This window comes from Mycobacterium talmoniae, assembly GCF_001854525.1.
GTDB classification, from domain to species: domain Bacteria; phylum Actinomycetota; class Actinomycetes; order Mycobacteriales; family Mycobacteriaceae; genus Mycobacterium; species Mycobacterium talmoniae.
Window position 1 is genome coordinate 1 of record NZ_MLQM01000064.1, and the last position, 25,230, is coordinate 25,230.

The window sequence follows — 25,230 nt, forward strand, 5'->3', positions numbered from 1 at the left end:
GGGTGCAGCGCTGGCAGGGCCCACCCCCCGGCCGGGGTGGTCCGGGTGAGGCCCCGCCGTTCGGGCTGCTCGGCGCGCCCCCCCCCGGACCCGCCGTCACCGCGGCGCTGCGCGCCGACGCCGCGCGCTACACCTGGGTCGCCGCCGCGGTCGGGTCGAACACCGCGGCCGGCTACCAATTGGCCAGCGGCGCACCGGTGATGGCCGTCGGCGGATACAACGGCACCGACCCGGCACCGACCCTGACCCAGTTCCAGGGCTACGTCGCGCAGCACCGCATCCACTACTTCCTCGGCGGCGCCATCCCGCGGCCCCGGCGCGCCGCGCCCAGCGGCAGCGACCAAGCCAACCGCATCGCGGCGTGGGTCGCAGCGACCTACCCGGCGCACACCCTCGACGGGGTCACCGTCTACGACCTGTCCCGCGGATTCACAGCGGGCGCCTAGCAAGCGCCAATTCGCGCCCCACGCCCGGCGTCCAGCATCGAGGTATGACCAGCTTCGCCCCGACCTCCGACTCCGACTTCGGCATCCGCCCGAACGCGGCCCTGATCGCCGCGCAGCGCGGCGTCCCGGTGCTCGACGTGGTGGTTCCGGTGTACAACGAGCAAGCCGCCCTGGCCGATACGGTGCGGCGACTGCACGGCTACCTGTCCGAGCAGCTGCCGTTGACCTTCCGGATCACCATCGCCGACAACGCCAGTACCGACGCCACCCCGGTGATCGCCGAAGCCCTGGCCGACCAGTTCGTCGAGGTGCGCACGATCCGGCTGGAGCAAAAGGGCCGCGGCCGCGCCCTGCACGCGGTGTGGTCGGTCTCCGACGCCCCGGTGCTGGCCTACATGGATGTGGACCTGTCCACCGACCTGGCCGCGCTGGCGCCGCTGGTGGCGCCGCTGATCTCCGGGCATTCGGACCTGGCGATCGGCACCCGGCTCGGCCGCGGGTCGCGGGTGGTGCGTGGTCTCAAGCGGGAGGTGATCTCGCGCTGCTACAACCTGATCCTGCGTTCAACCCTGGCGGCGCGGTTCACCGACGCCCAGTGCGGGTTCAAGGCGATCCGGTCGGACGTCGCGCGACGCCTACTGCCCCATGTGCGCGACACCGGCTGGTTTTTCGACACCGAGCTGTTGGTGCTCGCCGAGCGCGCCGGGCTGCGGATCCACGAGGTGCCGGTGGATTGGATCGATGACCCGGACAGCCGGGTCGACATCGTCGCCACCGCGCTGGCCGACCTGCGGGGAATCGCCCGGCTGCTCAAGGGTTTTGCCACCGGGCAGATACCGGTGCAGGCGATCGGCGCCCAATTCGGTTGCCGGGCCGGCGCGCCGCGATCACTGCTGAGCCAAAGCGTGCACTTCGCCACCATCGGGATCTGCAGCACGCTGGCCTACCTGGTGTTGTTCGTGCTGCTGCACCCGCTGGGCGCGCAGGCCGCCAACCTGATCGCGCTGCTGGTGACCGCGGTGGGCAACACCGCCGCCAACCGCCGGTTCACCTTCGGGGTGCGCGGACGGACTGGCGCGGGCCGGCATCAGCTGCAGGGCCTGGTGGTGTTCGGCATCGGGTTGGCCCTGACCAGTGGTGCGCTGGCCGTCCTGCACGGCGTCAGCGACCCGTCCCGACCGGTCGAGCTGGCCGTCGTGGTGCTCGCCAACCTGGCGGCCACCGTGCTGCGGTTCGTGCTGCTGCGCGGCTGGGTCTTTCATCCGCGGCGCACCGGGGTGGACATTGTGGAGGTCGTGAAATGACATTGCTGGACAACGCGGCACCGCACGTGGTTTCGACGCCGGCCAATGACGTGCCGCGGCCGCGGTGGGTGCGACCTGCGCTGTGGACGCTGTTGGCCGCGACGGCCGTGCTGTATCTGTGGGGCCTGGGCGCCGCCGGCTACGCCAACGAGTTCTACGCCGCCGCCGTGCAGGCCGGCACCCAGAACTGGAAGGCGCTGCTGTTCGGTTCACTGGATCCCGGCAACGCCATCACCGTCGACAAGCCGCCGGCGGCGCTGTGGGTGATGGGCCTGTCGGGCCGGCTGTTCGGGTTCAACGCCTGGTCGATGCTGGCGCCGCAGGCCCTGATGGGGGTCGGCTCGGTGGCGCTGCTGTACGCCGCGGTGCGCCGCACCAGCGGTGCCGGTGCGGGCCTGCTCGCCGGGACCGCGCTGGCGCTGACGCCGGTGGCCGCGTTGATGTTTCGGTTCAACAATCCCGATGCGCTGCTGGTCCTGCTGCTGGTGGCCGCGGCGTACTGCGTGGTGCGCGCCCTCGACGGATCCCCGAATCGGTGGGTCGCGCTGGTCGGCGTCGCGCTCGGGCTGGCCTTCCTGACCAAGCTGCTGCAGGCCTTCCTGGTGACGCCGGCGCTGGCGTTGGTGGTGCTGGTGGCGGTGCCGGGAAGTGTCTGGTCGCGGCTGCGCACCCTGCTAATCGGCGCGCTGACCCTGATCGTTTCCGGCGGCTGGTTCATCGCGCTGGTGAGCCTGTGGCCCACCGATTCCCGGCCCTACATCGGCGGCTCCACCGACAACAGCCTGCTGCAGTTGGCGCTGGGCTACAACGGGGTCGGTCGGGTCCTCGGCGGCGACGGCAACCCGGTCGGTGGGCATCACGGTGGCGGTGGGCCGGGCGGCGGTCCGCCCGGCGGGTCGCCGATGTTCGGCGGCGACGCCGGGATTACCCGGATGTTCGGGGCGTCCATGGGCACCGAGATCTCCTGGCTGCTGCCGGCGGCGCTGATCGGGCTGATCGCCGTCCTGTGGCTGCTGCGCTCCGCGGGCCGCACCCACCGCACCCGCGCCGGCCTGCTGCTGTGGGGCGGCTGGCTGGTGGTCACCGCGGGCGTGTTCAGCTTCATGCGCGGCATCATGCATCCCTACTACACGGTGGCGCTGGCCCCCGCGGTCGCCGCGGTGGTGGCGATCGGCACCCGGGAACTCTGGCTGCGCAGGTGGCCGGCGCCGGCCCGGCTGGCGCTGGCCGGCATGCTCGCGAGCACCGGGGTCTGGAACTTTGTGCTGCTGGACCGCACCCCGCAGTGGCTGCCCTGGCTGCGGTGGGTGCTGGCGATCGGGGCGGTGCTGCTGGCCGTGGTGCTGGCGGTCCGCGGGCATCGGCTGGGCCGCTACCGTGTGGCGGTGGCGGTAGCCGGGCTGCTGGTTGGGCTGGCCGGCAGCGCCGCCTATACCGTCTACACCGTCGCTGGCAGTCACGGCGGCGGGATCCCGATCTCCGGTCCCGCCCGTCCCGACCACGGCAACCATCGGCCTGGCCCGCCGCCGCAGTCCGCCGACAACCCGGCGCTGGAAGCGTTGGTGAGCGCCAGCGACAACCGGTGGGCCGCCGCCACCATCGGCTCGCACACCGCCAGCAGCCTGGAGCTGGACACCGGCAAGTCGGTCATGGCGATCGGCGGGTTCAGCGGCGGCGACAACTCGCCCACCCTGGCCCAGTTCCAGCGGTACGTCACCGACCACCAGGTCCGGTACTTCATCGACGGCGACGGACCCGGCGGACCGGGCGGCCCGGGCCACCACCGCCGCCACGGCGACGACAACGGGGCGGCCGCCCAGATCACCGTGTGGGTCAAGGCGCATTTCACCGCGCAGCGGGTGGGGGACGCCACCGTCTACGACCTGGCCGGCTAACCGGTTCCGCGCTGGCGCGGTCGTCATACCGTGATACTCCGACAGGCCGCACCGAACGTGCGCTGACGGCGACATTTCGCGCGATTCTTCGCCGTGAGTGCACGTTCGGCGAGCCAAGGCTCAGACGTCGATGATGACCTTGCCCACCGCCTTGCGGTCGGCGACGTAGCGCAGCGCGGCCCCGGCGTCGGCCAACGGGAAGCGGGCACCGATATACGGGCTGACCCGGCCCTCGCTGAACAGCTGCGCGAGTTCGGCCAGATCGCGCTCGTTCTCCGCCGGATGGTCGTCGGCGAAGGTCCGGATTTCCATGCCCTGCACGGTGATGCCCTTGAGCATCACTAGATTCAGCGGAATCGCGGGGATCGACCCGGCGGCGTAACCCAGCGTGACGAACCGCCCGCCGCGGGCCAGGCTGCGCAGCGCCCGCTCGGCGTACGCCCCGCCGACCGGGTCGAGCACCGCCTGCGCACCGTCGGCGGTGATCTCGCGGATCCGGGTTTTGAGGTCCTCCCGGTCGTAGTCGATGGTCGCTTCGGCGCCGCGTTCCCGGCACACCGCCAGCTTCTCCGGGCTCGACGCCGCGGCCAGCACCCGGGCGCCCATCGCGACGGCCAGATCGACCGCGGCCAGCCCGACACCGCCCGCGGCGCCCAGCACCACCACCCAATCGCCCTGCGTCACTTGGGCGATCGAGCGCAGCGCGTGGTAGGCGGTGCGGTAGGTGACGCCGAATCCGGCCGCGGCGGCGTAGTCGATGCCGTCGGGGATCGTCGTCACCGTCGCCGCGGGCAGCAGCGCCTGCTCGGCAAATGCGCCGACGAAGGAGGTGCCGACCACCCGGTCGCCGGGCTGCATGTCGACACCGTCGCCCACGGCGATCACATCGCCGGCCAGTTCGCTGCCCGGTGTGAACGGCGGCGGGATCTTCAGCTGGTACTTGCCGTCGATCAACAGCACGTCGGGGAAGTTGACCGCGGCGGCCCGCACCCGCACGACGACCGTGCCGGGCCCGGGTGTCGGGTCCGGAAGCTCTTGGAGCACCAGGTCTTCCGGCGGCCCGTACTGTTGGCACACGATCGCGCGCATCAGGCTCCCAGTCCTCGGAGGCAGAAGGCCACCAGATGGTCGACATCGGCTCGCTTCGGCTGGGCGGTGCCGCCCAGGTAGCGGCGCATGGTGGCCAGCGTGCAGGTGAAAACGGTGTCCGCGTCCCGGTGTGGGTCGGCGCCGCCGAGCGCGGCCACCGGTGCGGTGAGCAGGTCGCGCAGCGGCGCCAGGATCGCGTCGTCGGAGACCCCGGCGGCGGTCAGCTGGGTGCTGGCCGCCCGGCTCAGGCTCAACAGGTGCGGATCGGACACCTGCGCCACCGTACCGCGGACCCACCGGGCCACCTTGCCCGCCGGGGTGGGCTCCTTAGCCAGCTGATGCTGCAGATAGGAGACGACGATCGCGACGCCGCGTTCCATCACCGCCTGGAACAATTCCTCCTTGCCGGAAAAGTAGCGGTAGAACGCCTTGTTCGACGAGCCGGCCTCGGCGACGATGTCGGCCACCCGGGGCTCGTCGGGCGCGACCCGCTCCAGCACGGTCACCGCGGCCGCCAGGATCCGCTCCACTTCGGCGGTGGCCTGCTGTTGACGCCGATCGAGTGCCCGGTGGACGGCCGCGTCGACCCGCGTCGTCATGTCGGCACCGCCGGGATGTGGTCGACCAGATCCCCGTACTTCACCCGGGCCGCCTCGATTCGGTTGTCCAGGAATTCGCTGGGCCACTCGGGGTCCTCGGCGTCGTAGTCCTTGAGTAGCAGCCGGGCCAGGTTGACCTTGTGCGCCTCGGTGGGCCCGTCGGCCAACCCCAGCGCCACCCCGCCCAACAGCACATTGGTCAGCGGCAGCTGCTCGGTCAGGCCCATCGCGCCGTGCACCTGGATGGCCCGCAACCCGATCGACTTGAGCACCTGCGACGCCAGGATCTTGCACACCCCGATCTCGCCGCGGGCCGCCTTCTCCCCGGCGGTGTCGATCAGCCACGCCGCGTGCAGCACGGTCAGCCGGAATCCGACCAGCTCGGCGTAGGAGTCGGCGATGAACGCCTGCACCAGCTGTTTGTCAGCCAGCGAACTGCCTTGGGTGAAGCGGCTTTTCGCCCGACGCGCCATCATGTCGAGGGCTCGCTGCGCCACACCGATCGAGCGCATGGCGTGATGCAGCCGTCCGCCGGCAAGCCGGGACTGGGCGACCAGGAACCCCTGGCCCGGCTCGCCGAGGATCGCGTCCGCGGGCACCCGGACGTCGTCGTAACGCACCAGCGAATGCCCGGGCTCGTGGTGGTGCGCACCGACCAAATGATGGGTGGCCTCGATGACCAGACCCGGGGTGCCGGCCGGGATCAGGAACGTCGAGGCGCCAACGTGTACCGGCACCTCGGGGTCGGTGATCGCCACCACGATGAAAAACGACGCCACCGAGGCGTTGGAGGAGAAGTACTTTCGCCCGCTGATCACCCAGTCGTCCCCGTCGCGGACCGCCCGGGTGGTGAACACCCGGGGGTCGGCGCCACCCTGCGGCTCGGTCATCGAAAAACAGGAGAAGATCTCCCCGGACAACAGCGGGGCCAGATACCGGTCCTTCTGATCGGCGGTGCCGAACCGGGCCAGGATCTCCGCGTTGCCGGTGTCGGGCGCCTGGGTGCCGAACACGATCGGCGCCCAGCTGCTGCGCCCCAAAATCTCGTTGATCAACGTCAGCTTGACCGCGCCGAAGCCCTGCCCGCCCAGCTCGGGACCCAGGTGCGGGGCCCACAGTCCCTGCTCGCGCACCCGATCCTTGAGCGGATCGACGATGCGGCGGCGCTCCTCGTCGAGCGGCAGGTACTCGCAGCCGGGAAACAGCACCTCCAGCGGCTCCACCTCGTCCCGGACGAAGTCGCGGATCCAGGCCAGTTTGGCCTCGAACTCCGGCTCGGTGGAGAAATCCCATGCCATCTCGAAACTCCTGTCTGGTTCATGAGCGGCGACCCGCTGCGCCCGGCTCCGTCGCGCTTGCGATCGCCGCTCAGGGAATGCCGCCGTCGGCCCGCACGATCGAGCCGGTGGTGAAGCTGGACGCGTCGGACATCAGGAACAGTGCGGCGCCGACGATTTCGTGCGCCTCCCCGGCGCGCTGCAGGGCGTGCTGGGCGAACGGGTTCGCGTCACCGAAATTCCAGGCCTTGGAAATATCGGTGAGAAACGGGCCGGGCATCAGCGTGTTGACCCGCACCCGCGGGCCGAACGCCTGGGCCAGCGCCTCGGTCATCGCGTTGAGCCCGGCCTTGGACGCCGCGTACGGGATGAACGACGGGTGTGGCCGCAGCGAGCCGTGGGTGCTCACGTTGATGATCGACCCGCGCCCGGCGGCCACCATCCGCTCACCGATCAGCGCCGACAGCCGAAACGGGCCCTTGAGGTTAAGGTTGACCACCGCGTCGAACAGCCGCTCGGTGACGTCGGTCTGTTTGTCGTACACCGGGGACATGCCGGCGTTGTTGACCAGCACGTCGACGCGGCCGAACCGCTGATAGACCGCGTCGACCAGGCCGTCGAGCTGATCCCAGCGCCCGACGTGCACCGCGTACGGCATTGCGGTGCGCCCGGTTTCGGCCGCGATCTGCGCGGCGGTGGCCTCACACGCGTCGAGTTTGCGGCTGGCGATCACCACGTCGGCGCCGCAGCGGGCGGCCCCGAACGCCATCTCGCGGCCCAAACCGCGGCTGCCGCCGGTGACCAGCACCACCCGGTCGGTCAGGTCGAACAGCGCATCGGCGTAGCCCATGTGTCACCTTCTCGTCGGCAGCGAGCGGGCCAGTTCGGCGGCACGGGAAATGAGCTGCGGGATCATCGGCCCCATCGCCGCCGCGACCTGTGGGTCGACCTTATTGCCGGTCACCGAGGCCGCGTAGGTCTTTTCCAGCACGATGCCCAGTTTCCAGTTCGCCAGCACCAGGTAGTAGTCGATGTTCTCCGTCGACAGCCCGCTGATCTGCTCGTAGTGCGCCAGCAGCTCGCTGCGGGTCGGCATCCCGGTCAAGTCCGCGTAAAAGCCGTCGGTGCGCGGGTTCTCCCCGTCATAGCCCAGCAGCGCCCACCCGACATCGAGCAGCGGGTCGCCGATGGTGGTCATCTCCCAGTCGACGATCGCGACCAGCCGCGCCGGCGCGCCGTGCGCGTACATCACGTTGGCGAACTGGTAGTCGCCGTGCATGATGCCCGGGGTGTAGTGCGCGGGCCGGTTGCGGCGCAACCAGTCCGCGGCCTCCTCCAGCCCCGGCAACTCCCGCACCCGGTAGCGGTCCAGGAAGGCCAGCCACCGGTCGACTTGGCGTTCGTGGAAGCCGTCGGGGCGGCCAAACCCGTCTAACCCCTGGGCCCGCCAGTCCACCCCGCCGAGCCGGGCGGCGCCGCCGACCAGTTCGAACGCCAGCCCGCGGCGGGCCGCCACGTCGGTATCGAACGGCGCCGGCCACGACGCGCCGGTGGTGTTCCACCCGTGCACCTCGGCCATCACATAAAACGGCAACCCCAGCAGCTCGCCGTCCTCGTCGGCGGCGATCAACGCCGCGTGCGGCACGTCGGTGCCCGACAGCGCGCGCACCAGCCGGATCTCCCGGCGCAGGCCGTCCAGGCGGGCGGCGTCGGCCCGGGCGCCGGGCATCCGCAGCACCATCGACTCCCCGCCGCGTAGCACCCGGTACAGCGTGTTCTGCGAGCCGCCGGACAGTGGCTCAAGCACCGGCAGCTCGCCGGCGCCGGGCGCCCCGTTGGCGTCGAGCCAGCGCCCCAACGCCGCGGCATCCGGTTGACCCATCTGCACACCTCACTCTCCGAAGGGAGAATAGCATTCTCCGAAGCCGGGCTGCTGAGATCGACGTCAGAATCTGCGCAAACCGGCCGATTGCCGGGCCGTGTGCCAGTTGGGACGTCGATTTCAGCAGAGCCCCCGACGAGCTGCTGGCCGGAAGGTGAAAGGCTGGTGGCATGCAGTTGCTTTTGGTCCGCCACGCGTTGCCGCTGCGCAGCGAGCACGGTGAGGGTTCCGACCCCGACCTGTCCGACGTCGGCATCGAGCAGGCGCAGCGCCTCCCGCAGGCGTTGGCGCGGTTTCCGGTAAGCCGGGTGGTCAGCAGCCCGCAGCGCCGGGCCATTCAGACCGCCGAACCGGTCGCCAAGGACCGCGGCCTGACCATCGACGTCGACGAGCGGTTCGCCGAATACGACCGGGACCTGCACGCCTACATACCGATCGAGCAGATCCGCACCGAGCGGCCCGAGGCGTGGGCGCGGATGGCGGCCGGGCACCTGCCTCCCGGCGTGGACGAGGCCGCCTTCTGCGCCCGGGTGAACGCCGCGGTCGCCGACGTCGTCGCGGCCGCGGATCCCGAGGACACCGTGGCGGTGTTCAGCCACGGCGGGGTGATCAACGTGGTGCTGCATCAGATCCTGGGCACCGCGCGCCTGCTGTCGTTTCCGATCGACTACGTGTCGGTGACCCGGCTGCTGTATTCGCGATCCGGTCAGGCCACCGTGGTGACCACCAACGGCACCGAACACGTGTGGGACCTGCTGCCGCGCAACCAGCGCCTGCTCGGTGACGATGCGGATGGTAGACAAGCCCGGTGACTTCCTCTGCGCCGGACCGGCTCGCCGGACTCGATTTGGCCGCCCTGGATCGGCATCTGCGTGCGATCGGCATCCCGCGATCCGGTGAGCTGCACGCCGAGCTGATCGCCGGCGGTCGCTCCAACCTGACCTTCCTGGTCGCCGACGATGCCTCGAAGTGGGTGCTGCGCCGCCCGCCGCTGGCGGGGCTGACCCCGTCGGCGCACGACATGGCCCGCGAGTACACCGTGGTCGCCGCGCTCGCCGACACCGCGGTCCCGGTGGCGTCGGCGGTCACCATGTCCGACGACGACACGGTGCTGGGCGCGCCGTTTCAGATGGTCGAGTACGTGGCCGGCCGGGTGGTGCGCAGCCGGCGCGAGTTGGAAGCGCTGGGCGACGCAGCCGCCATCGAATCCTGCGTCGACGGTTTGGTGCAGGTGCTGGCCGATCTGCACGCCGTGGACCCCAAGGCCGTCGGGCTGGGCGACTTCGGTAAGCCCGCCGGCTACCTGGAACGCCAGGTGCGGCGCTGGGGGTCGCAGTGGGATCTGGTCCGGCTGCCCGACGACCCGCGCGACGCCGACCTGCGCCGACTACATACGGCGTTGGCCGAGGCCGTGCCGCCGCAGAGCCGGGCCTCGATCGTGCACGGCGACTACCGCATCGACAACACCATCCTCGACGCCGAGGACCCCGGCCGGGTGCGGGCGGTGGTGGACTGGGAGATGTCGACGTTGGGCGATCCGCTGTCGGACGCGGCGCTGATGTGCGTGTACCGGGACCCGTCGCTGGACCTGATCATCGACGAGCAGGCGGCCTGGACGTCGCCGCTGCTGCCGCCGGCCGACGAGCTCGCGCACCGCTATTCGCTGGCCGCCGACCAGCCGCTGGCGCATTGGGACTTCTATATGGGGTTGGCCTACTTCAAGCTCGCCGTGATCGCCGCCGGCATCGATTTCCGCCGCCGCCAAGCCGCCGGGGACCCGGAGGAGGCCAGCTCGGACCGGGTGGGGGAGACGGTGGCGCCGCTGATTGCCCGCGGGCTCAGCGCTTTGTCGGGCTCGTAGGGGCGTTAGCGGCGGGCGGAGAGTTTCTTCGCCGCGCGGCGCAACTGGTAGATCCGCGCGGTGCCGACCAGCACGGTCAGCAGCCCGCCGCCCACCGCCGCCAGCAGGATCGCCACCCCCAGCGGCAGGCTCCAATGCCAGGTCAGAAACTGGAAGTCCGCCGAACTCGGGTTCTGGGTGATGAAGATCAACAGCACGATCAGGATCAGGAAGCCCAGAATCAGCGAGCTCCACAGCCCCGCCGCGCGGGTATACGGGACCGCCGGTACGGGCGGCGGCGCGGCAGCGGCGTCGGGCTCGGGGCGAGGGTCGGGTGCGGGATCGCTGCTCATGCTGCCATCCTTACCGCTTCGCGCGGAGAAATAAACCAGATCGCCGCGGACACGCCGACTAAACCGGCGCGGTCGGCCGGGCGGCCACGCTGGGCACGACTAACCCCGTCGCTTACGGTAAACGAGTGAGTCCAGCCTCCTCCGATCCGACGCCGGGCACCTGGCCGGCGATTTTGACCTGGCGGGCCCCCGATGTCGCCCGGATGGAATCGGTGCGGGTGCAGTTGTCCGGCAACCGGATCAAGGCCTGGGGGCGGATCGTCGCCGCGGCCACCGGCCCGCACCCGGCGTTCAGCGCCTACTACGACCTGCAGACCGACGAAACCGGCGCCGCCAAACGGCTCGGGTTGACCGTCACCACCGCCGAGCGGGAACGCCAGCTCTCCATCGCCCGCGACGAGGAGAACATGTGGCTGGTGACCGACACCCGCGGCGAGTCCCGGGCCGGCTACGACGGTGCGCTGGACATCGACATGGTGTGGAGCCCGTTCTTCAACGCGGTGCCGATCCGCCGCGCCGGCCTGCACGAGCGGGCCGGGTCGGTGACCCTGCCCACCATCTACCTCAGCCTGCCCGACATGGCCATCACCGCGGCCATGGTCAGCTACAGCAGCGTCGCCGCGGGCGGAAAGATCAAGCTGCGCTCGCCGGTCTCCGACACCACGGTCACCGTCGATCCCGACGGCTTCATCGTGGACTATCCAGGACTGGCAGAGCGGATCTGATCACCCCGCCGGCCCGACCCGCGGCGGCGAGTTCCTCGCGCCAGTTGTCCGCGCCGACCACGACGGTGATGATCTCGTGCCGCGGGAAGCTTTCGTACCGGATTCGCGCGGCATGGCCGGGCTCCACCAGCTCGGCCACCGAGCCCGCCTGGGCCAGCGAGTCCCGCGCGTGGCAGAGCAGTTCGAGGGCCCGATCCAATGCGGGCAGCAGCTGCCCGGTGTTGGCCTCGCACATGGCGCGCACCAGATCCGGAGCGGTGCCGGCCACCCGGGTGCCGTCCCGGAACGAGCCGGCGGCCAGCGCGAAGGCCAGCGGAACCTCGCCGGCGGTGACGGCGAGGGCCTCGGCGAGCAGATGCGGCAAATGGGAGATGGCGGCCGCGGCGGCATCGTGCTCATCGGATCGGGCCGGCACCACCACCGCGCCGCAGTCCAGCGCCAGGGCCGCCACCGTCGACCACACCGTGGGGTCGACGTGGTCGTCCACACTGAGCACCCACGGCGCACCGGTGAACAATTTGGCGTTCCCGGCCGCCCACCCCGACTGCGCGGTGCCGGCCATCGGGTGCCCGCCGACGAACCGCGCCCGCAGCTCGGCGGCGGTGACCGCGTCGAGCACCGCGCTTTTGACGCTGGTGACGTCGGTCAGCGCACAGTCGGGCGCCGACCGGCGAATATGGGTGAGCAAGATCGGCAGCGCCGGCACCGGAACCGCAAGCACGATCAACGCGTCGGTAGCGGCGGCCCGCGCCAAGGCGTCATCGAGGTCGACGGTGGCGTCGAAGCCGTCGGCGGTGGCGGCCTGCACCCCCTCCACCGAGCGGTTGTAGCCGAAGACCTCCCGGCCGGCCGCGGCGGCCGCGCGCAGCACCGAGCCGCCGATTAACCCCAACCCCAGCACGCACACCGGTGTCTTTGCCACCTGTCCAGGTTGGCACAACCCGCGTCGGGCCGGGCGCCCGCGGTGGTGCCGAGATGCCAACGATCGGCTGGTCAACGACGTATCGGGCGACTAGCGTAGGCGCCCATGGGAACACAGCAAACCTCGGCGCAGGGCCGGTCCGCGGATATGCCGGACGGTTTCGGGGTGGCTGTGGTGCGCGAGGACGGCCGGTGGCGGTGTACGGCGATGCGGCCCAAGGCGCTGACGAGTCTGGCTGCCGCCGAGACCGAGCTGCGCGAATTACGCAGTGCTGGCGCCGTTTTCGGCCTGCTCGACATCGACGACGAGTTTTTCGTCATCCTGCGCCCGGCGCCCGCGGGAACCCGGCTGCTGTTGTCGGACGCCACCGCCGCACTGGACTACGACATCGCCGCGGAAGCGTTGGAGAACCTGGACGCCGAGATCGACCCGGAGGATCTGGAGGACGCCGACCCGTTCGAGGAAGGTGATCTGGGGTTGCTCGCCGATATCGGGCTACCCGAAGCGGTGCTCGGCGTCATCCTCGACGAAACCGACCTGTACCCCGACGAGCAGCTGGGTCGGATCGCCCGGGAGATGGGCTTCGCCGAGGAGTTGTCGGCGGTGCTCGACCGCCTCGGTCGGTGAGCGACGACGACCTGGTCCGCGCTGCGCTGGCGGCGGCGGCCACCGCGGATCCGCGCGATGTGCCGGTGGGTGCGGTGGTGGTCGGCGCCGACGGGACGATCCTGGCCCGCGCCGCCAACGCCCGTGAGGCGCTCGGCGACCCCACCGCGCACGCCGAAATCCTGGCGATGCGGGCGGCGGCGACGGTGCTCGGCGACGGGTGGCGGCTGACCGGCGCCACCCTGGCCGTCACCGTGGAGCCGTGCACGATGTGCGCGGGCGCACTGGTGATGGCACGGATCGCGCGGCTGGTGTTCGGCGCCTTCGAACCCAAGACCGGGGCGGTCGGGTCGCTGTGGGATGTGGTCCGCGACCGCCGGCTCACCCACCGGCCGGAGGTCCGCGGCGGCGTGCTGGCCGACGAGTGCGCCGCACCGCTGGAGGAGTTCTTCGCCCGGCAGCGATTGGGATGACCCGCCCCCGGTTCGGTAGGCTGTGCGGCGGTGGCGTGTCCGAGCGGCCTAAGGAGCACGCCTCGAAAGCGTGTGACGGGTAACCCCCGTCCGAGGGTTCAAATCCCTCCGCCACCGACATAAACGACACCTACATCTACGCAGGTAGATGTAGGTGTCGGTATTTCACGACTGTCCGCGCAAGCCCGTCATCCGGATACCTGCTCCTCGTCCCCGGCCCTCTCCTCGGCATTGCGCGGCACCAGGTACAGGTGGGTCACGGCCGCCACGATGCCGCCGACCAGCGGCGCCACGATAAACAGCCACAGCTGACCCAGCGCGTCCCCGCCGACCAGGATGGCCGGGCCCAGGCTGCGGGCCGGGTTCACCCCGGTGCCGGTCAGCGGGATGCCGAGCAGGTGCACGGTCCCCAGCGCCAGCCCGATCGCCAGCGCGGCCGCCGTCGTGTTCCCGATCCGGGAGGTGACCGACAAAACGACCAGCACGAAGATGAAGGTCAGCACCGCCTCGGCGGCGAAGGCGCCGGCCCACCCAATGCTGACCTGGGAATGGTCGGCCCAGCCGTCGGTGCCCAGCCCGGTCTGGTTCGCCGAGTACAGCGAGCTGGAATGGAAGATGCCGTACAGGGCCGCCGCGCCGATGATGGCGCCGACGAACTGCGCGACCCAGTAGCCGATGCCCTCGACGATCGACATCCGGCCGCTGCTGACGAACCCGATGGTGACCGCCGGATTGACATGCGCCCCCGAGATCGGGCCCAGCGCATAGGCCAGGATCAGCATGACCAGCCCGAACGCGAGCGCGGTGGCCACCACGCCGGCCGCGACGCTGCAGCCGGCGGCGCCGTCGATGAGCAGACCCCGGCCCCAGTCGCCAAACGATAACGTCGCGACGCCGACCCCGACGAACACCAGGATCGCGGTGCCGAGGCACTCGGCGAACAGTTTGCGAGCATCCATGTCGACCTCCGTGCTAGGAACGGCCACTAGTTGCCATTTCATCGTTAGGTGATCCGACCGCTTGCGCAGCACATTTGTGGAATCGTTATGGGGCTGACGCGGCGGGGAAATGCCAACGTTGCGCGACGCGATGGCCGAGCATGCGCACGGGTAGGGAGTGAGTCATGAAGCTGATGACGCCGACGGATTCGATCTTCCTGCTGGCCGAAACCCGCGAGCACCCCATGCACGTGGGGGGTTTGATGCTGTTCGAGCCGCCGCCGGGCGCCGGGCCGGAATTCGTCGGCGAGATCTACCACGACATGATCACCCACCAGGACTTTCAACCCACGTTCCGGCAGCGACCGGCGACGGTGCTGGGTGGGATCGCCAACGTGGGGTGGTCCTATGACGACGACATCGACGTCGACTATCACGTGCGCCGATCGGCGCTGCCGGTGCCGGGCCGGGTGCGCGACCTGCTCGAGCTGACCTCGCTGCTGCACGGCAGCCTCCTGGACCGGCACCGCCCGCTCTGGGAAACCCATGTGGTGGAGGGGCTCAACGACGGCCGGTTCGCGGTCTACGTGAAGTTTCACCACGCGCTGGTCGACGGTGTCTCGGCGCTGCGACTGGTGCAGCGCACGCTGTCGACGGATCCGCGCGACCCGCAGCTGCGCACCCCGTGGAGCCTGCCGCGCCGGCGGCGACCCCAGCCCAGCGGCGCGTCCCTGCTGCAGGCGCTGACCGGAACGGTGGGAAGTGTTGCGGCGCTGGGGCCTTCGACGGTGTCGCTGGCCCGCGCCGCGCTGTTCGAGCAGCAGCTGACCCTGCCGTTCGCGGCGCCGCGCACCATGTTCAACGTCAAGATCGGCGGCGCGCGGCGCTGCGCGGCGCAGTCCTGGTCGGTGGATCGGGTCAAGGCCGTCAAGCGGGCCGCCGGGGTGACCGTCAACGACGTCGTGCTGGCGATGTGCGCCGGGGCGTTGCGGTACTACCTGGCCGAGCAGAACGCGTTGCCGGACGCGCCGTTGGTGGCGATGGTGCCGGTGAGCCTGCGCACCGAGGCCGAGGCCGACAGCGGCGGCAATATGGTGGGAACCATCCTGTGCAATCTGGGCACCGACACCGAGGATCCCGCCCAACGCCTGCAGACCATCAGCGAATCCATGCGCCGCAATAAGAAGGTGTTCGCCGAACTGCCGCGGGCGCAGGCGCTGGCGCTGTCCGCGCTCAACATGGCCCCGCTGGCCCTGGCGGCAATCCCCGGCTTCGTGTCCTCGACGCGGCCGCCGTTCAACATCGTCATCTCCAACGTGCCGGGCCCGGTCGAGCCGATGTATTGGCGCGGCGCTCGGCTGGACGGCAACTACCCGCTGTCCATCGCGCTGGACGGGCAGGCGTTGAACATCACGCTGGTGAACAACGCCGGCAACCTGGACTTCGGTCTGGTCGGCTGCCGACGCTCGATCCCCCACCTGCAGCGACTGCTCGGGCACCTGGAAACCGCGCTCAAAGACCTGGAACGCGCGGTCGGCGCCTAACCCGGTGCCGAAACTCAGTGCGGGCCTGCTGCTTTACCGGACGACGCACGGCACCGTCGAGGTGCTGCTCGCCCATCCGGGCGGCCCGTTTTGGGCGCGCAGGGACGACAGCGCCTGGTCCATCCCGAAGGGGGAATACACCGCCGGCGAAGACCCCTGGCACGCCGCGCAGCGCGAGTTCGCCGAGGAGGTCGGGTTGGCCCCGCCGCCGGGGCCCCGAACCGACCTCGGCTCGCTGCGCCAGCCGAGCGGAAAGCACCTGGCCGTCTTCGCGGTGGCCGGCGATCTGGACCTCACCGACGCGCACAGCAACACCTTCGAGATGGAGTGGCCCAAAGGTTCCGGGCGGGTGCGGCAATTCCCGGAGGTGGATCGGGTCGGCTGGTTCACCCTCGCGCAGGCGAGGATCAAGCTACTGAAAGGGCAAGTGCCCGTTCTGGATCGCCTTCAGGCAGCGTGCTGAGCGGGTAATGTGCTCGGCTACGGGCACGTCACGTCGATCTCAAACGGTTTGCTCTCCGGGTTCGCGACGGTGTCCAACTTGCTGGCGGTACCGGCAATTTTGTAGTGCTTACCGTCCTTGCTCGCCTTGGTTTCGGTTGCGGTACCCGACACCGGCATGTCCTGCGCGTACATGAGCTGGGAGCCGTCGACATCACCGAACACCACGCTGAGCAGCTCGGGGGAGTCGGCGTCACTGAGCGTGGCGACCACCCCGGTGGTGTTGGCGTCGCCGATGGTGATGGCCAGCGATCCGTCGTGGCTGGCGCATTGAACGCCGCCCTGCACGTGCTGTTCCTGCCCGCCGACGGTGACTTTGGCCTCGGCTTTGGAGCCCTTCGAACACCCGGACAGGCCGGCGACCACGACCGTCAATCCGGCCACGGCAACCACCACTTCACGCTTCACCACGCTGCTCCTCTGTTGTTGTCGCGATCCGACCGCGCCGGACCGTCCCAGCATTGTGGCCTCTTCGACGGCGGGAAGCCACCGGCGTGGTTCGCGGGGGCTGCACGACTACCGCAATGCCGAATTGGTGTGTGCCAGATCACGGTACCGACGGGGAGTGGCGTACGACACATCCTTGCAGTATCCTGAAAACTTGCATGACTCCGCAAGATAAGGCAGGTTTGGCGTCGTGTCGGAGATCGGGCTGCGCGAGCGCAAAAAATTTGCCACCAAAGAGGCGTTGAGCAGGGCCGCTTTGGAATTGACGATCGATCGGGGCCTGGACGCGACGACCGCCGAAGCCATCGCCGAGGCCGCCGGGGTCTCGACACGGACGTTCCATAACTACTTTTCCAACAAGGAAGACGCCGTCCTGTTCATGCTGGATAAGTCGGTGCAGGACCTGGTCGAGGCGTTTGGCCAGCGCAGTCCCGAGGAACCGGTGCTGGACTCGCTGGAGTCCATCCTGATCGGCTTCGTCGAATCCGCCGACGGCCTGGAGTGGATGATCGCGGTGACCCGGCTGATGGCCGACCATCCCGCGTTGATCGCTCGGCATGTAGCGCTGTCGGACTCCAAGACCGACGCGATGCTCGCCGAGATCGGCCGGCGCAGCGGCACCGATCCCGACGTCGACCTATACCCGCGGCTGGTCTATCACGCCACCGGGGCGATCGCTCGGGCCGTCCTTGAGCTGCACATCAACGGCGGCAACGAGGGGGCGCCGCCGCGGGCGATCCTGGCCGACGCGGTTCGCGATGGCTACGCCCAACTTCGCCGCGGACTGCCGCAATCAGCATCGGTAACCGGTGAGCCGGAGGAGGTCAGGTAATGGACCGGGTGGTCTTCCGGGTGCTGACCCGGGTGTGGATACCGTTGATCATGGTGGTGGTCCTCGTCGTCGCTGGCTTCGCCGTGATGCGGATCCGCGGCATCTTCGGGTCCCACAAGCTGGAGACCTACGCCGGCAGCATGTCGGACGACGACGTCAATTCCGACCCCAAACACGTGACGTACGAGATATTCGGACCGCCGGGCACCATCGCCGACATCAACTACATCGACCAGGAAGGGCAACCCCACCAGGTCAACGGCGCCGAGGTGCCGTGGTCGTTCACAATCATCACGAACGCTCCGTCGATGACGGGCAACATTCTGGCGCAAGGCAATAGCAACGTCCTGGGCTGTCGGATCACTGCCAACGGTGAAGTCAAAGACGAGAGGACCTCACACGAAGTGAACGCCTACATCTACTGCTTCGCGAAGTCGGCATGAGCATCCTGCCCCCGCGCACCGCGTATGCGACGGACTCGCTGGCCCGGTGGATCCGCCGGCTGGCGGTGCCCATCCTGCTGATCTGGCTGGGCATCGTGTTCTTCGTCAATACCGCCGTGCCGCCACTGGAAGAGGTGGCGAAAGCCAACACGGTGTCCATGAGCCCCAAGGACGCGCCGTCGGTACAGGCGATGGAGCGGATGGGCAAGGTGTTCAAGGAATCCGATTCCGACAACATCGCCATGATCGTGCTGGAGGGCGATCAACCGCTGGGTGCCGACGCCCACAAGTACTACGCCGACTTGATGAAACGGCTGGAGGCGGACACCAAACACGTCCAGCACATTCAGGACTTCTGGGGAGACCCGCTCACCGAGTCGGCGGCGCAAAGCAAGGACGGCAAGGCCACCTACGTTCAGCTGAACCTCGCCGGAAATATGGGGGAGTCGTTAGCGAACGAATCCGCCGAGGCGGTTCGAAAGATCGTCGACGAGACGACGCCGCCGAACGGGGTCAAGGTCTACGTCACCGGTTTCGGCCCGCTGCAGGCCGACGTGCAGCACGCCGGTGACCGGACCATGGTGAAGATCACCGTCGTGACGTTCGTGGTGATCATCACCATGCTGCTGTTGGTCTACCGCTCGATCATCACCGTGATCGTCCTGCTGGTCATGGTGGGGCTCGAACTGTCCGCCGCCCGCGGCATCGTCGCGATGCTCGGCCATTATCACGTGATCGGCTTGTCGACGTTCGCGACCAACCTGCTGACCTCGCTGGCGATCGCGGCCGGGACCGACTACGGCATCTTCCTTTTCGGCCGCTATCAAGAGGCGCGCCAGGCCGGCGAAGACCGAGAATCGGCGTACTACACCATGTTCCACGGGACCGCCCACGTGATCCTGGGTTCGGGCCTGACCATCGCCGGCGCGACGTACTGCCTGAGCTTCACCCGGATGCCGTACTTCCAAACCCTGGGTGTGCCCTGCGCCGTGGGCATCTTGGTGGGTGTCGCGGTGGCGCTCACGCTGGGGCCGGCGGCGATTGCGGTCGGCGGCCGGTTCGGCCTGTTCGACCCCAAACGCAAAATGAGCACCCGCGGCTGGCGACGGGTGGCCACCATGATCGTGCGTTGGCCCGCCCCCGTCCTGGCCGCCTCGTTGGCGATCGCCATTGTCGGGCTGGCGGCGCTGCCCGGATACACGCCGAACTACGACGACCGCAAATACATCCCCCAAGACATTCCGGCCAACCAAGGGTTTGCGGCCGCCGATCGGCACTTCAATCAATCCCGGATGAACCCGGAGATGCTGCTGATCGAAACCGACCACGACATGCGGAATTCGGCGGACTTCCTGGTCATCAACAAGATCGCCAAGGCCGTGTTCCAGGTGCCCGGCATCTCCCGGGTGCAGGCGATCACCCGACCGCAGGGCACCCCGATCGAACACACCTCGATCCCGTTCCTGATCAGCATGCAGGGCGTGGGCCAGCTGCAGAACATGAAGCTGATGAAGGACCGCATGGCCGACATGGAAAAGCAGTCCGAGGAAATGGGCAAGACCGTCCAGACCATGAAGCACATGTATGCGTTGATGACCGAGCTGTCCGGCATCACCCACGACATGGTCGGTGAAATGCACGAGTTGCAGGGCACCATCCACGAGATGCGCGACCACGTCGCCGACTTCGACGACTTCTGGCGACCCATCCGCAACTACTTCTATTGGGAGCCGCACTGCTACGACATCCCGATCTGCTGGTCGCTGCGGTCGATCTTCGACGTCATCGACGGGATCGATGTGATGACCGACTCGATGGATCACATGATCGGCAGCATGGACCGGATGGATGCGCTGATGCCGCAGATGGTCGCGCAGTTCGGGCCGATGATCGAAACCATGTCCAACATGCAGGTGATGATGCAGACCATGCACAGCACCATGTCGGGCATGTACGACCAAATGGACGAGATGAGCAAGGATTCGACGGCGATGGGGCAGGCGTTCGACGCCGCCAAAAACGACGACTCGTTCTACCTGCCGCCGGAGGTCTTCGACAACCCCGACTTCAAGCGCGGCCTGAAGATGTTCCTGTCGCCGGACGGCAAAGCGGTCCGGATGATCATCTCCCACCGCGGCAACCCGATGACCGCCGAGGGCATCGCCCATGTCGATCCGATCAAAGAGGCCGCGGTCGAGGCGGTGAAAGGCACGCCGCTGGAGGACGCCACGATCTCGCTGGCCGGCACCGCGGCGACGTTCAAAGACATCAGCGAAGGCAACAAGTACGACTTGATGATCGCCGGGATTTCGGCGCTGTGCCTGATCTTCATGATCATGCTGATCATCACGCGGAGTTTCGTCGCCGCACTGGTCATCGTGGGGACGGTCGCGCTGTCGCTGGGCGCCTCGTTCGGTCTGTCGGTGTTGATTTGGCAGTACATTCTCGGCATCGAATTGAACTGGATGGTGCTGGCGATGTCGGTGATCATCCTGTTGGCGGTCGGCTCGGACTACAACCTGCTGCTGGTGTCCCGGTTCAAAGAGGAGATCCATGCCGGGCTCAACACCGGCATCATCCGCGCGATGGGCGGTACCGGCAAGGTGGTGACCTCGGCGGGACTGGTGTTCGCCTTCACCATGGCCTCGATGGTGGTCAGCGACCTGCGCGTCATCGCTCAGGTGGGGACCGCGATCGGGCTCGGGTTGCTGTTCGACACGTTGATCGTGCGCTCCTTCATGACCCCGTCGATCGCGGCGCTGATGGGACGCTGGTTCTGGTGGCCGATGAACGTGCGGTCCCGGCCGGCACGACCGACGCCGGTACCGTCCAAGGACGCGGCCGTCGACGATGCGGTCACCGCCGAGCTGCCCGTGTCATCGGATCGGCGGTAGGACCTCCCGCCTGCGCTGGAGGCGTCGATGTTGGGCTCAGCGCGTCGGGACTGAGCTGGCGGCTTCGAGACTGCATCCACGGCACCGAGACTGAGCTGACGGCACCGAGGCTGAAGTGACGGCGTCGAGACTGCGTCCAGTGCGTATTTTCTCGAAAATCCCCGCCCTGAGTACAGTCTCGGCGCCGTAGCCTCAGTCTCGATGCGCTGTGTGCAGTCTCGGGGCCACAGCTGCAGTCTCGCCGCCGTAGATACAGTCTCGGTGCCGCCAATTCAGCCTCGACGCCGTGGATACAGTCTCGGCGGCGCCAGCGCAGGCCAGACCGGGTCAGCGACGCGAAACCGCACCCACCCCAGCCGATCTCGCCGCGCCAGGGTAGCGCCGGGGGCGCGCCGAGAGCGCCTACCGCGGTGGCCGGGCCGCTGTTACCGAACGGCCACGGCCTCCTGCGGTTGCCGCTGCGGCACCGGTGTCGCCGGCCGGGTGCGCACCCGCTGCGGCCACCAGAACCACGGCCCGAGCAGCGCCGCGATCGACGGCGTCATGAACGACCGGATCACCAGGGTGTCGACGAGTAGACCCAACCCGATGGTGGTACCGACCTGTCCGATGATGCGCAGGTCGCTGATCACCATCGAGATCATGGTGAACGCGAACACCAGACCGGCCGACGTCACAACGGATCCACTGCCGCCCATCGAGCGGATGATGCCGGTTTTCAGCCCGGCATGGATCTCCTCTTTGAACCGGGACACCAGCAGCAGGTTGTAGTCGGAGCCGACGGCCAACAAGATGATGACCGACATCGCCAGCACCATCCAGTGCAGATTGAGCCCGACGAGGTGCTGCCAGATGAGCACCGAGATCCCAAACGAGGTGCCCAGCGACAGCAGCACGGTCCCCACGATCACCGCCGCGGCCACCACACTTCCGGTGACCACCAGCATGATGATGAAGATCAGGCACAGCGACGAGATCCCGGCGATGATCAGGTCGTAGTTGGAGCCGTCCTGCATGTCCTTGAACATGGCCGCGGTGCCACCCAGAAACACCTTGGAGCCTTCCCACGGCGTGCCCTTCAGCGCGTCGTGCACGGCGAGCTTGATCGGGTCGATGTGCGAGATGCCTTCCGGCGACATCGGATCGCCCTCGTGCGAGATGATCATCCGGACCGCTTTACCGTCCGGCGACACGAACATCTTCAACCCGCGCTTGAAGTCGGGGTTGTCGAACGCTTCCGGCGGCAAGTAGAACGAGTCGTCGTTTTTCGCGTCGTCGAACGCCTGCCCCATGGCGCTGGAGTTCTTTTGCATCTCCTGCGTCATGTCCTGCTGGCCGGCCTGGGTGGAACGCATGGTCAGCATCAGGGATTTCATGGTCTCCATGGTGGAGATCATCGGCGGCATCAGCGCCACCATCTGCGGCATCAGGCGGTCGAGGTTGTCCATGTCCGGCAGGATGTCCTCGATGTCCCCGGTCATCTGATCCACGCCGTCGATCGCGTCGAAAATCGACCGCAGCGCCCAGCACATCGGGATATCGAAGCAGTGCGGCTCCCAATAGAAGTAGTTGCGGATCGGCCGGAATTGGTCGTCGAAATCGGCGATCTTGTCCCGCAACAACGCCACGTCGGTGACCATGTTGTGCATCTTGGTGACCATGTTGTGCGTGGTCGCCGCCATCTGCGTGGTGATGTCCATCATCTGGTGCATGGTGTTGATCGTTTTCTGCATCTCGTCGGCCTGCACCAGCATGTTGTCCATCAGGTTTTGCATGTACTTGTTGTTCAGCGTCTGACCGGTGCCCTGCATGCTGATCGAGAACGGAATCGTCGAGTGGTTGATCGGGGTGCCCTGCGGCCGGGTGATGGTCTGCACCCGCCCGATACCGTGCACCCGGAAGACGGCCTTGGCCACCTTGTCCATCACCAGGAAGTCGGCCGGGTTGCGCAGATCGTGATCGGTTTCGATCAGCAACATCTCCGGGTTCATCCGGGCCTGGGAGAAATGCCGGTCCGCGGCCGCATACCCCACATTCGCGGGGATGTCGGCGGGCAGGTAATGGCGGTTGTTGTAGTCGGTGCGGTAGCCGGGCAAGGCGAGCAGCCCGACCAGGCAGACCGCGATCGTGGCCACCAGCACCGCGCCGGGCCACCGGACGACCAGCGCGCCGACCTTGCGCCAGCCGCGAATCCGCATCTGCCGCTTGGGATCCAACAGGCCGAAGTGGCTGGCCGCCACCACGACCGCCGCCCCCAGGGTCAGCGCGGCGAACACCACCACGATCATGCCGATCGCCAGCGGCACACCCAGGGTCTGGAAGTACGGCAACCGGGTGAAGTGCAGACAGAACGTCGCACCGGCAATCGTCAGGCCCGAACCCAGGATCACGTGCCCGGTGCCGCGATACATGGTGTAAAACGCGGTTTCTCGGTCCTCACCGGCGCCGCGGGCTTCCTGATATCGGCCGAACAGGAAGATCGCGTAGTCGGTCGAGGCGGCGATGGCCAGCATCACCAGCAGGTTCACTGCGAACGTGGACAGCTCAATGATCCGGTAGTAACCAAGAAATGCGACCACGCCGCGGGCCGCAGCCAATTCCAGCACCACCATCAACAGCACCAGTAGCACCGTGATGATCGAGCGGTAGACGAACAACAGCATGGTGATGATCACCACGAAGGTGAGCCCGGTGATCAGCTTGAGGCTGCGGTCACCGGCGATGCGCTGATCGGCGGTCAGGGGCGCGCCGCCGGTGGCGTACGCCTTGACCCCGGGCGGTGCCGGAGTGTTCTTGATGATGTCCTGGACCGCTTCGACGGACTCGTTGGCCAGGCTCTCGCCCTGGTTACCCGCCAGATACACCTGGACGTAGGCGGCTTTACCGTCCGGGCTCTGCGACCCCGAGGCGGTCAGCGGGTCGCTCCAGAAGTCCTCGACGTTCTCGACGTGCTTTTTGTCCGCCCGGAACTTGGCCACCAGTTCGTCGTAGTAGTGGTGCGCCGCGTCGCCCAGCGGCTGTTCACCTTCCAGCACCACCATCGCCGAGCTGTCGGAGTCGAACTTCTGGAAGACCTTGCCGACTTCCTTCATCGAGATCATCGACGGCGCGTCCTGGGGGCTCATCGACACCGAGCGCATCTCGCCGACTTCGTCGAGCTGGGGCACGACGACGTTCAAGATGACCGTGCCCGCCAGCCAGATGAGGATGATCGGCACCGACAAGCGGCGGATCCACCGGGCGATAGCACCCTGGGCGGCCTGTCCGGGCAGCTCCAAGCCTTCGGTCGGGGCGTCCATCGGCGCGCTCATGCCGACTTCACAATGCAGAAGGTGTAGGCGTTCATCTCGTGCGAGATCCTTTCAGCCTTGACCACGCCGTCGACGGTGATCCGGCAGCCGATGGTGTCGCTGTGGCCCTGCGCCAGCAGGGTGGGACTCACCGCGGGGTCGGTGGTCTTCAACGTCAGCGACCACGGCAGGGCGGCGGCGTCGAGGCGTTGCGGTTTGGCGTTGAGGTCCAGGTAGTTGATGTCGGCGGCGGTTCCGTTCGGGCTGAAGATGTCATAGACCACGACCTTGGGGTGGAACGGCTTGGTATCCTCGAACACCTCGCCCGCGTGGCCGGCTCCGCCGGCGCCGAAGTAGCCACGGACCCGGTACACCGTGAACGTGCCCACGGCGACCACCGCCACGATGAGCAGCGGCATCCACGCGCGCCTGAAAACGCGGAACATCGAAAACCTCAGCCCTCTCGTTGTGTGCCCGCCCACCCTCGAGCCGCGAACGGGTTGTCCGTTACGGTCGACATCCCACTGGTGTCCGCGGCCGGGTGCTGCGTCGGTAAGCCCTTACCGTCGCTCTTACCGTCGCCATAGATTAGTGCATCAAAGTTCTTACCGCTACACCGCCACTCGGGTTGTGACGTCACCCACCGGCGGGTGTCTTGCGGTCGGGATTTCGGCTGGGCTGCACCCCTTTGGGCTCGCCCGGCCTTTTGGGGGAGTTGGGCGGGTACGGCAGGGCCCCCACTCCCCGGGCCTCCCCCGGCGCGTCCCCATCCCTCCGCGGGTTCCAGCGCCGCTCGCATTTCGCGGGGGGGCGCCCCCGGGCGGCGCCCGCCCGGCGCGACACCGCCTGGGCGTTGTCGTAGAGCATCGATCCGACCGGTGAGGCCCACAGCGCCTGGATCGCGCCGGTGTTCTTCGGCACCGCGGCATC

Annotated in this window: 24 protein-coding genes, 1 tRNA gene and 1 pseudogene; 14 read left to right on the plus strand and 12 right to left on the minus strand. The window is 68.3% G+C overall.

Going from position 1 to position 25,230, the window contains the following annotated elements:
* The 3 genes from BKN37_RS29185 to BKN37_RS13340 form a co-directional block, all read left to right on the plus strand.
* Window positions 1-446 (plus strand): mannosyltransferase YkcB-related protein (locus BKN37_RS29185; protein ID WP_479724555.1); only part of this gene is annotated, 446 nt, incomplete at its 5' end.
* 44 nt (window positions 447-490) lie between these two features.
* Window positions 491-1,750, plus strand: a complete 1,260-nt coding sequence (locus BKN37_RS13335; protein ID WP_071026544.1) for a bifunctional glycosyltransferase family 2/GtrA family protein — start codon at window positions 491-493, stop codon at window positions 1,748-1,750.
* Window positions 1,747-3,645, plus strand: a complete 1,899-nt coding sequence (locus BKN37_RS13340; RefSeq protein WP_071026547.1) for an ArnT family glycosyltransferase — start codon at window positions 1,747-1,749, stop codon at window positions 3,643-3,645. The genes BKN37_RS13335 and BKN37_RS13340 overlap by 4 nt, the downstream gene beginning before the upstream one ends.
* Window positions 3,646-3,765: 120 nt before the next feature.
* Here the strand turns inward: BKN37_RS13340 and BKN37_RS13345 are convergent, their stop codons facing one another.
* The 5 genes from BKN37_RS13345 to BKN37_RS13365 all read right to left on the minus strand — a co-directional run bounded on the left by BKN37_RS13345 (window position 3,766) and on the right by BKN37_RS13365 (window position 8,492).
* A complete protein-coding gene (locus BKN37_RS13345; RefSeq protein ID WP_071026549.1) occupies window positions 3,766-4,734 on the minus strand; it encodes an NADPH:quinone oxidoreductase family protein in 969 nt (322 codons plus the stop codon).
* Window positions 4,734-5,333: a TetR/AcrR family transcriptional regulator gene (locus BKN37_RS13350; RefSeq protein ID WP_071026551.1), complete on the minus strand. Its 600-nt coding sequence runs from the start codon at window positions 5,331-5,333 to the stop codon at window positions 4,734-4,736. Before BKN37_RS13350 ends, BKN37_RS13345 begins: the two co-directional genes overlap by 1 nt.
* Window positions 5,330-6,631, minus strand: coding sequence for an acyl-CoA dehydrogenase family protein (locus BKN37_RS13355; protein ID WP_071026553.1), 1,302 nt, complete (start codon window positions 6,629-6,631; stop codon window positions 5,330-5,332). The genes BKN37_RS13350 and BKN37_RS13355 overlap by 4 nt, the downstream gene beginning before the upstream one ends.
* Window positions 6,632-6,701: 70 nt before the next feature.
* The gene (locus BKN37_RS13360) at window positions 6,702-7,460 is read right to left on the minus strand and encodes an SDR family NAD(P)-dependent oxidoreductase (RefSeq protein WP_071026555.1); all 759 of its coding nucleotides are present in this window, start codon (window positions 7,458-7,460) and stop codon (window positions 6,702-6,704) included.
* 3 nt (window positions 7,461-7,463) lie between these two features.
* Window positions 7,464-8,492, minus strand: coding sequence for a phosphotransferase family protein (locus tag BKN37_RS13365; protein ID WP_071026557.1), 1,029 nt, complete (start codon window positions 8,490-8,492; stop codon window positions 7,464-7,466).
* A gap of 170 nt (window positions 8,493-8,662) precedes the next feature.
* On the opposite strand from BKN37_RS13365, the gene BKN37_RS13370 reads away from it, so the two are divergent.
* Together BKN37_RS13370 and BKN37_RS13375 are read left to right on the plus strand one after the other, a co-directional pair.
* On the plus strand, window positions 8,663-9,304 hold the full coding sequence (locus BKN37_RS13370; RefSeq protein WP_071026559.1) for a histidine phosphatase family protein: 642 nt from the start codon (window positions 8,663-8,665) through the stop codon (window positions 9,302-9,304).
* Entirely contained in the window at window positions 9,301-10,353 is a 1,053-nt protein-coding gene (locus tag BKN37_RS13375) for a phosphotransferase family protein (RefSeq protein WP_071026561.1), read from the plus strand. The genes BKN37_RS13370 and BKN37_RS13375 overlap by 4 nt, the downstream gene beginning before the upstream one ends.
* Before the next feature lie 5 nt (window positions 10,354-10,358).
* Here BKN37_RS13375 and BKN37_RS13380 read toward each other — a convergent pair whose 3' ends face one another.
* Entirely contained in the window at window positions 10,359-10,685 is a 327-nt protein-coding gene (locus tag BKN37_RS13380) for a LapA family protein (protein ID WP_071026563.1), read from the minus strand.
* A 203-nt stretch (window positions 10,686-10,888) separates the two neighbouring features.
* On the opposite strand from BKN37_RS13380, the gene BKN37_RS13385 reads away from it, so the two are divergent.
* Window positions 10,889-11,410: a putative glycolipid-binding domain-containing protein gene (locus BKN37_RS13385; protein ID WP_423212789.1), complete on the plus strand. Its 522-nt coding sequence runs from the start codon at window positions 10,889-10,891 to the stop codon at window positions 11,408-11,410.
* On the opposite strand, the gene BKN37_RS13390 is transcribed toward BKN37_RS13385, so the two are convergent.
* Window positions 11,373-12,350 (minus strand): prephenate dehydrogenase, encoded by a 978-nt coding sequence (locus tag BKN37_RS13390; RefSeq protein ID WP_083341765.1) that lies wholly within the window; start codon window positions 12,348-12,350, stop codon window positions 11,373-11,375. The two genes, BKN37_RS13385 and BKN37_RS13390, sit on opposite strands and share 38 nt — an antisense overlap.
* An 87-nt stretch (window positions 12,351-12,437) precedes the next feature.
* Here BKN37_RS13390 and BKN37_RS13395 point away from each other — a divergent pair, with 87 nt between their 5' ends.
* From BKN37_RS13395 to BKN37_RS13405, 3 genes are all read left to right on the plus strand, one after another.
* Window positions 12,438-12,959, plus strand: coding sequence for a tRNA adenosine deaminase-associated protein (locus BKN37_RS13395; protein WP_071026569.1), 522 nt, complete (start codon window positions 12,438-12,440; stop codon window positions 12,957-12,959).
* A complete protein-coding gene (locus BKN37_RS13400; RefSeq protein ID WP_071026571.1) occupies window positions 12,956-13,411 on the plus strand; it encodes a nucleoside deaminase in 456 nt (151 codons plus the stop codon). The genes BKN37_RS13395 and BKN37_RS13400 overlap by 4 nt, the downstream gene beginning before the upstream one ends.
* 29 nt (window positions 13,412-13,440) lie before the next feature.
* Window positions 13,441-13,528, plus strand: a tRNA-Ser gene (locus BKN37_RS13405).
* 71 nt (window positions 13,529-13,599) lie between these two features.
* On the opposite strand, the gene BKN37_RS13410 is transcribed toward BKN37_RS13405, so the two are convergent.
* Window positions 13,600-14,370, minus strand: a complete 771-nt coding sequence (locus BKN37_RS13410) for an MIP/aquaporin family protein (protein ID WP_071026573.1) — start codon at window positions 14,368-14,370, stop codon at window positions 13,600-13,602.
* A gap of 164 nt (window positions 14,371-14,534) precedes the next feature.
* Between BKN37_RS13410 and BKN37_RS13415 the strand changes: the two genes are divergently transcribed.
* Together BKN37_RS13415 and BKN37_RS13420 are read left to right on the plus strand one after the other, a co-directional pair.
* Window positions 14,535-15,893 carry a WS/DGAT/MGAT family O-acyltransferase gene (locus tag BKN37_RS13415; RefSeq protein WP_071026575.1) on the plus strand — a complete coding sequence of 453 codons (1,359 nt, stop codon included), beginning with the start codon at window positions 14,535-14,537 and terminating at the stop codon, window positions 15,891-15,893.
* Between the two features lie 4 nt (window positions 15,894-15,897).
* On the plus strand, window positions 15,898-16,356 hold the full coding sequence (locus BKN37_RS13420) for an NUDIX hydrolase (RefSeq protein WP_071026577.1): 459 nt from the start codon (window positions 15,898-15,900) through the stop codon (window positions 16,354-16,356).
* 17 nt (window positions 16,357-16,373) lie between these two features.
* Here the strand turns inward: BKN37_RS13420 and BKN37_RS13425 are convergent, their stop codons facing one another.
* The gene (locus BKN37_RS13425; protein WP_071026584.1) at window positions 16,374-16,802 is read right to left on the minus strand and encodes a lipoprotein LpqH; all 429 of its coding nucleotides are present in this window, start codon (window positions 16,800-16,802) and stop codon (window positions 16,374-16,376) included.
* Between the two features lie 229 nt (window positions 16,803-17,031).
* Between BKN37_RS13425 and BKN37_RS13430 the strand changes: the two genes are divergently transcribed.
* The 3 genes from BKN37_RS13430 to BKN37_RS13440 are packed head-to-tail and all read left to right on the plus strand — an operon-like array spanning window position 17,032 to window position 21,010.
* Complete coding sequence (locus tag BKN37_RS13430) at window positions 17,032-17,673, plus strand: TetR/AcrR family transcriptional regulator (protein ID WP_071026579.1); 642 nt, start codon at window positions 17,032-17,034, stop codon at window positions 17,671-17,673.
* Window positions 17,673-18,116, plus strand: a complete 444-nt coding sequence (locus BKN37_RS13435; protein ID WP_083341766.1) for an MmpS family transport accessory protein — start codon at window positions 17,673-17,675, stop codon at window positions 18,114-18,116. Before BKN37_RS13430 ends, BKN37_RS13435 begins: the two co-directional genes overlap by 1 nt.
* Window positions 18,113-21,010, plus strand: coding sequence for an MMPL/RND family transporter (locus tag BKN37_RS13440; RefSeq protein WP_083341767.1), 2,898 nt, complete (start codon window positions 18,113-18,115; stop codon window positions 21,008-21,010). Before BKN37_RS13435 ends, BKN37_RS13440 begins: the two co-directional genes overlap by 4 nt.
* A gap of 425 nt (window positions 21,011-21,435) precedes the next feature.
* Here the strand turns inward: BKN37_RS13440 and BKN37_RS13445 are convergent, their stop codons facing one another.
* The 3 genes and pseudogenes from BKN37_RS13445 to BKN37_RS29905 form a co-directional block, all read right to left on the minus strand.
* The gene (locus BKN37_RS13445; protein WP_071026581.1) at window positions 21,436-24,321 is read right to left on the minus strand and encodes an MMPL/RND family transporter; all 2,886 of its coding nucleotides are present in this window, start codon (window positions 24,319-24,321) and stop codon (window positions 21,436-21,438) included.
* The gene (locus BKN37_RS13450) at window positions 24,318-24,746 is read right to left on the minus strand and encodes an MmpS family transport accessory protein (protein WP_071026582.1); all 429 of its coding nucleotides are present in this window, start codon (window positions 24,744-24,746) and stop codon (window positions 24,318-24,320) included. Before BKN37_RS13450 ends, BKN37_RS13445 begins: the two co-directional genes overlap by 4 nt.
* Before the next feature lie 190 nt (window positions 24,747-24,936).
* Window positions 24,937-25,230, minus strand: a pseudogene (locus BKN37_RS29905) (hypothetical protein); the annotation flags it as partial.